The 7,577-nt window shown below is 63.3% G+C and carries 4 protein-coding genes; 1 reads left to right on the plus strand and 3 read right to left on the minus strand.

All coding sequences use genetic code 11. The features are described 5' to 3' along the window. Positions 1-339 precede the first annotated feature (339 nt). A complete protein-coding gene (locus tag FJ398_24050) occupies positions 340-1,749 on the minus strand; it encodes a sulfatase (protein MBM3840971.1) in 1,410 nt (469 codons plus the stop codon). A gap of 269 nt (positions 1,750-2,018) precedes the next feature. Here FJ398_24050 and FJ398_24055 point away from each other — a divergent pair, with 269 nt between their 5' ends. After that, positions 2,019-3,308: a hypothetical protein gene (locus tag FJ398_24055; protein MBM3840972.1), complete on the plus strand. Its 1,290-nt coding sequence runs from the start codon at positions 2,019-2,021 to the stop codon at positions 3,306-3,308. A 252-nt stretch (positions 3,309-3,560) separates the two neighbouring features. On the opposite strand, the gene FJ398_24060 is transcribed toward FJ398_24055, so the two are convergent. Together FJ398_24060 and FJ398_24065 are read right to left on the minus strand one after the other, a co-directional pair. Continuing rightward, complete coding sequence (locus tag FJ398_24060) at positions 3,561-4,910, minus strand: tetratricopeptide repeat protein (GenBank protein MBM3840973.1); 1,350 nt, start codon at positions 4,908-4,910, stop codon at positions 3,561-3,563. Between the two features lie 464 nt (positions 4,911-5,374). Then, entirely contained in the window at positions 5,375-7,153 is a 1,779-nt protein-coding gene (locus tag FJ398_24065; protein MBM3840974.1) for a CRTAC1 family protein, read from the minus strand. Positions 7,154-7,577: the final 424 nt, after the last annotated feature.

The raw sequence follows: 7,577 nt of genomic DNA on the forward strand, positions 1-7,577 counted from the left end.
GGTGTGGGCGGAAGCCGATTTGGTGCTGGCTGACGAGTTTCGAGACGGCAACGTGCCGGCCAAACAGGATCCGTTAACGTGCGCGAAGCTGGCCTTTGCGGCGTTACCGGAAAATGTGCGGCAGCGGCCGAGTTGACTCCAAAACGCCATCTGCCGCACATTTTCGTGCTTGGCGGCGATGCCTCCCGAGTTCTTCCGACCAGAATGGCGCGGTGGGCACGCCGGCAACGTTGCCTCGGAACTCAGACAGCAGCGCGGGCGCGGGCATGGCCTCGCGGAAGGCGAGGATGTCCGCCCCGGCTTTCGCGCCGCCCACTGGCTGGAGTTCTCATCGGCAAATTATCTTTCGCCGTTGGCCTGCCACGGCGGAAGTGAAGCCAGCTTTTGCTTCAGTTCCGCGACCACCGTCGCGTTGACTGCGTCGCCGGAAATGTTACGCGTCTCCTCCGGGTCGGCGTCGTGGTCGTAAAGTTCGGTCGCGCCGTCGCTCCATTGGGTGAAACGCCAGCGGCCAGTGGTGACGCTGCGACCAAAGCGTTGCGGGCCCCGTGTCACGAGGGTGTACGCGGCGTCCTTGTGCGGGCGTGCGGGGTCGGCGAGCACGGGGCGCAGACTCAAGCCAGCCAGCGCGTGCGGCGCTTTCACGCCACAGAATTCGGCGACGGTCGGATACAAGTCGATGAACTCGACGGGGGAGCGGCAAACTTGCCCGCCCTTCACGCCGGGTGCAGTGATGAGCAGCGGCGCACGGCAAGAGCGGTCGAAAAGCGTGCTCTTGTTCCACCAGCCGCGCTCGCCGAGGTGATAACCGTGGTCGCCGAGGAAGATGACGAGCGTGTTGTCCCAGAGTTTGAGGCGGTCGAGCGTGTCGAGCAGACGGCCGACTTGCGCGTCCATGAACGACACTCCGGCGAGATAGGCGCGGAAGAAATCGAGCCGGTCGTCGTCAGTGAACTTCGCGAAGTCCGCCAGCCAGCCGGCCGGAATCGCCATCGCCACGGCGTTGCTCAGGCCGGCGGGGTCGCGATAAAGCCGAAGCGCGTCCTTCGGATAGGGATCGAAATATTTTCGCGGGGAATGAAACGGATCGTGCGGGCGATGGAAACCAGCCGCAACCATCCACGGTTTGCCAGCGGCGGTTAGTGCCTCCATCGAGCGAATCGCGGCCGCCGCTGTGCGGCCGTCCGGTTGCTCGTCGTCACTGCCATCCAGGATGCCGATTTCGCACCAAGGGAGTTTGCCGCCGGTGAGGTTGCGGAATTCACCGCGACGATGCGGCGATTGCGCGGGCAGAATTTCCGCGTGGTCCCACGATTTGCCGGTGTCGAGCCATTGGTCGCGCACGGCCTCGCCGGTGTTCGCGGCGTGCAGGATTTTTCCAAACGAGCGCGTGGTCCAGCCGTGCTGCCGGAGCAACTGCGGAAATGTGACGGTGTCCGGCAGCGGGCCGCGGAAGAACTGCTGGTTGCCGACGATGCCCGTCTGTTCGCAGCGCAGCCCGAGCAGCATCGAAGTGCGGCTTGGATTGCACACCGGGTACTGCGCGAACGCCCGCTCGAAGCGCACTCCGCGCGCTGCGAGCCGGTCGAGGTTCGGCGTCTTGGCCACCGCGCTCGTGAACGCGCCGCCGAAGTCGCGCAGGTCGTCCGCCATGATGAGAAGGACGTTGGGCTTCCGCGCCGGCTCGGCGCCGGGCAGCGTGCCGCAAATGAGCGCAAAGAATGCAACGAAGAGGGCGGCTGATTTCATGACCCGATGCTACATATGTTGGGCGTGATCGGGAAGGAATTCCCGCGCGCTCGGTGAAGGCTGGCGCCGGGGTCGCGCGGATGTTCTGGACTGCGGCGGGAAGGGAAGCGCCAGGCCGCTTTCGGTCACATGTCGTGTGGGCGAAAGCGGTGTCGCGCTGCGCTTGCCACCGCAGGCCAAAGCGCAAGACTCCTCTTTCGCCGCGCTTCGATTTCTGTTCTCATTCCGCCATGCGTTACTTTCCCATCTTATTGATGGCAATCGCCAGGGTGCTGTCGGCGCAGGAATCTCCTTACACCAACTATCCGCCCGTGCAACCGCCGTATTTTCGCGTGCGCTATGAGGCAGCGAAGACGCCGGGCGGGCTGGCCTTCCCCGTCACTTACACGATTTGGATTCCGCCAGGCGTGAAGACGCTGCGCGGCGTGGTGGTGCATCAGCACGGCTGCGGCGAAGGCTCGTGCCGCTCGGGCATGACGGGCGCGTTCGACTTGCACTGGCAAGCGTTGGCGAAGAAGCACGGCTGCGCGCTGCTATCGCCGGTGTATGAACAGCCGGAGAAGGCGAACTGCCAGCTTTGGTGCGATCCGCGCAACGGCTCGGACGCAGCCTTCCAGAAATCACTTGCCGACCTTGGCATGTTGTCCGGTCATTCCGAACTGGCGAACGTGCCGTGGGCGTTGTGGGGACACAGCGGCGGCGGCCTTTGGGCGGGCGGGATGACGTTGCTGCATCCGGAGCGTGTCGTGGCCGCGTGGCTCCGTTCGGGGGTGCCGTCACTCAAGGCGACGACGAACAGACCCGCGCCCTACGTCATCCCCGCCGCCGCGCTGCACGTGCCGGTGATGTGCAACCTCGGCACGAAGGAAGGCGTGACCGACAAGACGAATCGCTTCTCCGGCGTGTGGCCCGCGAACGAGTCCTTTTTCACCGAGCTGCGCGGCCGCGGCGGTCTCGTCGGCGTCGCCGTCGATCCGCTTTCGAGCCACGAGTGTGGCAATCAGCGTTACCTCGCCATTCCATGGCTCGACGCCTGTCTCGCCACACGGTTGCCGCGCAAGCTTGGCCGACCGCTCAAGCCAATGCCGGAGAAATCCGCCTGGCTCGTGCCGTTGAATGTGCTCGAGCCGAACTCAGGCGCGCTCGTGCCGGCCGCGAAGTTCGCCGGCGCGAAGGAGACATCTGTCTGGCTGCCGAACGCCGCCACTGCCAAGGCTTGGGCGCAATACGTGAAAGACACCGCTATGACCGACACCACACCGCCGCCGGCGCCGTTCCACGTCCGCGTCACTGGCAACGAACTGACCTGGGAAGCTGAGGCCGATCTGGAAAGTGGCCTCGCGCATTTCCTGATCGAGCGCGACGGACAGTTGCTCGCCACCGTGCCCGCGCAGGCGAAGAATCCCTTCGGCCGCCCGCTCTTCCAGAGCCTGCAGTACAGCGACACACCCGCGCAGCCATTGGCGCAAATGCGTTTCACTGACCTAACAATGCAGCCGGGGAAAAAGCACCGCTATCGCGTGATCGCGATGAACACAGCGGGACTGAGGTCGAAGTAGATTCTTGCGCCGGCGTGAAGGGCGGAGCGGCTTCTTTTTCAAGGCGAACGCACCAAACCGCAAACCACGCGAAATACGCGAACCATTTTCAAGAAACCTTTTTCGCGTATCCTTGCCGTGCGAAGGAAGGTGGGGAAGAGGAACGCGGTGGACCTGGAACGGTGGTTTGATCGGGAGACGGGAATAGGACTCGCCACGAATTTCATGGATCAGGCTCCGCAGGAGCAGGCAGGCTGGAAGCCTGCCCTACGTTCAAGATTTGCTGCGAACAGCGCGTTGAGCTTTCTCCCGGAGTTGGCGAAGGCCCGGATGCGTTGGGTTCAGCGGTTCGGCAAGTTGGAGGAATTTCGACGCTTCACTTCCTTCACCCAGACGCAGATAAACGTCCGCGAGCATCAGCCAGGAATCGATGCGTTCCGGGTTGAGGCGGGCGGCCTCGCGAAAAGCGGGAATCGCTTCGCGAAGATTTCCGGCGCGAGCCAGGGCAAACCCGCGGTTGTAGAAAGCAGGGCCGAAATCTGGTTTCTGCCCGGTCGCTTTGAGAAAGGTCTCGGCGGCTTCGGGGAATTGCTCTCGCCCGAGTTGCGCCAACCCCAGCTGAAACCAACCCTGGCTGGAGCGCGGGTCCAATTGCAGGTGACGCCGCAAGGATTGCTCCGCGGCCGCCAGGTCTTTTTTCAAAAACTGGAGCCGCCCCGCCAGCAGCCACGTCTCGGCGAACTCAGAATGCTCGTGGATCAGCCTTTGAATGAGCGGTTCGGCTTCCTTCAAACGTCCGGCTGCGAGGAGCGGATGCGCCGGCTCCGCCAGAATTCTCGGATCATTGCGCAGCAGAGCGGCCTCGGCCAGGAACGGGTCGGCGGCCGGTTCGTCCGGTGGGAGCGCGGCCGCGCGTTGTGTGGCATTGCTGGCGGAAGCGAGGTCTCCCTGTTGCCGATGCAGGTTCGCCAGCAAGATGAACGCTGACCGCGCGGTCCGTGGATCCCCGGCGCAGCGCCGAGCCAGGGCGATCGCTTCCGAGACATTCGTTCGGGCTTGGGCTCGCCGCGCGCTGAGCAAAAGCGCGGGAACGAATTCGGGCTGAGCGCGCAACAGTTCCTGAATCTCGCGCTCTGCTTCATCCCAGCGCCCCGATTCTGCCAGCAGCCTGGCCAGACGGAGTCGCGGCGTTTCCGGGTCGTTCCCGGCAAGCTGGACGGCTCGGCGCAATTTGGCCAGCGATTCCTCAGGCGCGTTGGCGGAGAGCAAGAGGCTTTGAAAGTACGGCCAGCGCGGCTGACGCGGATCGAGCCGTTCGGCTTCGCTCAGACACCGGCGAGCCGGCTCTGACAAACTGTAGGCGCGCAAGATCGATCCCAGCTTTCCCCAGGCTGTCGCGGATTGCGGTTGAGCGCGGACTACATCCAGCTGGTTTTGGATCAGTTTGGCGACCGGAGGATCGAGTCGCGTCAGATCAATCTCCGGGATCGGGCGCGTTTGGCGATGCATCCAGAACCACAAGCAACCCGCGGCGATGGCAAACGATAGGCCAATCCAGGTCCTCCAGTTTCTGCGGCCCGCGTGGCGGGTGGCACGAGAAGAACGTCGGTTGACGGCATTCATTGTTCGCTTACTGTGCAGACCGTGGGATTGACGACAGATCGACCGGAGAACCGTAGCGCAGATTTTCAATCTGCGGTATCGCCGATTTCCAATCGGCAGGGCGCCGGCAAGTCCCAGCGTGCTCGGACTGGGAGACGCCCCGCAAAATACAATTCTGCGATACGGCAGAGTGCCACTCTGCGCTACAAGCTTTGTCGTCCATCCCGCGGACCAAGCAGTAAGTCATGGTGGTTGCTCGCTGATTCCGGTGGCCAAACCTCACGAGTGTCTGAGATCACCTTCCCCCTCACCCCAGCCCTCTCCCTTGGGGAGAGGGAGCATTGACCGCCGCATTTCGATGAGCCGAGCGCGCAGGGTTGCTCCCAGCGCAAGATGGCTTTTCCCCTCGCCCTGAGGGAGAGGGCCAGGGTGAGGGGGAAGGTGACCTGCGAGATCCACGACGACTGCCGAAAGCGAAGAACCAGTCACGGTTTGTGTCCATTTCCTTTCTGCAATCTGATTTCGCGATCCGCGGCGCCGCCGGTGAAGACTTCCTCGCTGCCGTCCGGCCAGAAGACGCGAATGTTATCGATCTTCTCCACGGAACCTAAACCAAAATGGACTCGCGGATCATTGCTCACAAGATAGCTCGTGCTCGGCTGCACCAAACCCCGCCAGCGCTTGCCGCCGGCATCGACCACGATTTCCGCGCCATAAGCATCGCGTCCGCCCAGAGCCGGATCAAGCGCGCGAAGCATGAGCCAGTGCCCCAACCGCGGCGCCACGTTGCGGAACAACTGCGCAGGGCCGCTCGTGGTGGTGGCCAGAAGGTCGAGGTCCCCGTCGTTATCGATGTCCCCGCAGGCCAGTCCGCGGCCGACCGCGGCGCGACCACAGAACGCCTCGTTCGACTGGGAGATATCGATAAATTTGTTGCCCGTGTCGCCGCGGAAGAGTTGGTTGCGCTGGGCATAGGCGGACCAAAAGGACGGCAGGCCTTCGACGCGCGGTCCGGGATGGTTGCCGCGGCGAACCAGCCCATTGACAAACGCCAGATCAAGGCGCCCGTCCAGGTCAAAATCCGCCAGCACGGTTCCAAAGCCTGTTCCGCGCCACGCCGGATTGACCAATCCAAGTTCAGCCGCCTTGTCTTGAAAAAATCCCCGCGGGCCCTGCACCCAGAGCGCGTGTTGCTCGTGGACGAGATGCGTCACGAAAAGGTCGAACAACCCGTCGCCATTCACATCGCCGACGCCGACGCCCATATTGCCCGCGGTCTCGCCCATGGCATTGTAGGCCAGGCCGCGCAGGGCCGCTTCCTCAGCGAACGTGCCGTTGCGCTGATTGAGATAAAGCCGGTTCGGTTGGCCGTCGTCCGCGATGAAAATGTCCGGCCAGCGATCGCCGTCAAAATCGGCGCAGAGCAAGCCGAGCGCCGGCCCCGTGGTGCGCGCCAATCCTGAACGCACCGTCACGTCCTCGAACGCCGCGCTCGCGCCTGTTCGTCCGAGATTGCGGAACAGCCTCGCGACCGTGCCGTCGAAATTTTGCGGCCCGCAATACTCCGGCACCCCCGCGGGATCGAAACACTTCTGGGTCGGGTTGTAATCGACATAATTTGCCACGACCAGATCCAGCCAGCCGTCGCGGTCGAAATCGAAGAACGCCGCGGCCGTGGCCCAGCGCGGATTGTCCAGACCCGCGGCGACCGTCCCGTCACCAAATTTGCCGGCGCCAAGATTGATGAAGAGCCGCACCGCCCCGTACTCGGTGAGCAATAAATCCGTCAAACCGTCGTTATTGATGTCGCCCACCGCGACGCCCATGCCGTACCCGGCGACATCGACGCCGGAACCTTCGCTGACATTGCGGAAGGTTCCGTCGGGCTGCTGGTGATAAAGCTGGTTCCGAGACTTCGCCGCCGGACCGCCGCATTGAATCAGATACACATCCAGCCGGCCGTCGTTGTCGAAATCAAACAGCGCCGCGCCTGATCCGACGTGTTCAGGCATGAAGTATTGGCCCGTCGCGCCGGAATCATGCAGGAACCGCAGTCCCACCTGGCCGGTGATCTCTTCAAAGAAGCGTGAAGCCGCTGGGGAAGTCCCACCGCCAACTGACGGCGCTGGATTGCGCTGGCACCCGCAAAAGGAAGCCAGCAAAACAAAGAGAAGTTGGCCGACGACGCCAGTTCGTGTGGGGCTCACCATGCAGCGACCCGTGACTGTTACGCCAACCCCTGAACCTCCGCAACGGGAATTCATGTCCAGGGCCTTAGAGCGTGTCCGAAAATTGCGCGGGGTCCTGCGGCGAGGGATTTTGGCTGTGGCCAAGGCGGCGAGGTCCGAGCATCCCCAACGCGGGCTGTAAGGACCGAGCCAACGCAGGCCACGGACAAAAGACCCGCCGCCCGGAGGGTTTTCGCGCCAAAGGCCGCCTGGCTTCGTTGCTCCTCAGTCGAAGATCCAGGGAGGATATTCTCCTTCGTCGCGCCTCGCCATCCGGCCTTTGGCGCGAAAACAGGACCCCGCGGAATTTTCGGACACGCTCTTAGACTTAGGCTTAGGGTCTGTCTGAAAACTGTCTTCTGGGTGGAACAGGCCACCGGCCTGTTGCGGCGGGCTAACAGCCCGCCGGGCCTTTTGGCGGCAGGTTGCCGCCAAAAACGGGCTGGTAGCCCGTTCCACC

It is taken from the genome of Verrucomicrobiota bacterium (assembly GCA_016871535.1).
GTDB lineage: Bacteria > Verrucomicrobiota > Verrucomicrobiia > Limisphaerales > SIBE01 > VHCZ01.

What these genes read in the sequence shown, in the direction of transcription:
- FJ398_24050 (MBM3840971.1), bottom strand. Translation starts at nt 1,749, where the DNA reads ATGAAATCAGCCGCCCTCTTCGTTGCATTCTTTGCGCTCATTTGCGGC.
- FJ398_24060 (MBM3840973.1), bottom strand. Translation starts at nt 4,910, where the DNA reads ATGAATGCCGTCAACCGACGTTCTTCTCGTGCCACCCGCCACGCGGGC.
- FJ398_24065 (MBM3840974.1), bottom strand. Translation starts at nt 7,153, where the DNA reads ATGAATTCCCGTTGCGGAGGTTCAGGGGTTGGCGTAACAGTCACGGGT.